This window comes from Caulobacter sp. 10L414, from assembly GCF_056395525.1.
Genome location: NZ_JBFTJR010000144.1, coordinates 1 through 473 on the forward strand (window position 1 = coordinate 1; position 473 = coordinate 473).

The following is a 473-nucleotide window of genomic DNA, read 5'->3' on the forward strand; positions in this document are numbered from 1 at the left end:
TGATCGACTCGATCATGACCATGGCCGAATCGCACCTCGAAGTGCTGAACGCGCGCCAGCGCGAGACCTGCCCGGTCTCCGAACTGGTGGTGGGCGTGCAGTGCGGCGGCAGCGACGCCTTCTCGGGCGTGACCGCCAACCCCGCCGTGGGCTACGCCACGGACCTGCTGGTGCGTGCCGGCGCCGCCGTGATGTTCTCGGAAGTGACCGAGGTGCGCGACGGCATCGCCCAGCTMACCGCACGGGCCGCSACSCCGGAAGTGGCCGAGGCCATGATCCGCGAGATGGACTGGTACGACCGCTACCTGGACCGTGGCCGCGTGGACCGCAGCGCCAACACCTCGCCCGGCAACAAGAAGGGCGGGCTGTCGAACATCGTGGAAAAGGCGATGGGGTCCATCGTCAAGTCGGGCAGCTCGGCCATCTCCGGCGTGCTGTCACCGGGCGAGAAGCTCAAGCAGAAGGGCCTGATC

At 68.1% G+C, this 473-nt stretch carries 1 pseudogene; it reads left to right on the forward strand.

Features of this window, described 5'->3' with window-relative positions:
• Positions 1-20 precede the first annotated feature (20 nt).
• Positions 21-473, forward strand: a pseudogene (locus AC1DCG_RS25120) (altronate dehydratase); the annotation flags it as partial.